We start from the raw sequence: 413 nt of genomic DNA on the forward strand, positions 1-413 counted from the left end.
GCCGCGGCCGTCCGGAGGCGGGCCACTCCCGCGCCCCGGTCAGCAGCTCGACCGCGCCCGACGCCCAGTCGACGTGCGGCGACGGCTCGTCGGCGTGCAGCGTGGGCGGCAGCACACCGTGCCGCAGCGCCATCACCATCTTGATCACACCGGCCACACCGGCCGCCGCGGAGCTGTGCCCGATGTTGGACTTGACCGATCCCAGCCACAGCGGGTCACCGGCCTCCCGCTCCCGGCCGTAGGTCGCCAGCAGCGCCTGGGCCTCGATCGGGTCGCCCAGCGTCGTACCCGTGCCGTGGCCCTCCACCGCGTCCACCTCCGCGGGCGACAGCCCGGCGTTGGCGAGGGCCGCCCGGATCACCCGCTCCTGCGAGGGACCGTTGGGCGCGGTGAGGCCGTTGCTCGCACCGTCC

1 pseudogene is annotated in these 413 nt (G+C 75.8%); it reads right to left on the minus strand.

Annotated elements, in window-relative coordinates:
• Nucleotides 1-413, minus strand: a pseudogene (locus IH00_RS44890) (polyketide synthase); the annotation flags it as partial.

The organism is Streptomyces sp. NRRL S-118, assembly GCF_000716335.1.
GTDB lineage: Bacteria > Actinomycetota > Actinomycetes > Streptomycetales > Streptomycetaceae > Streptomyces.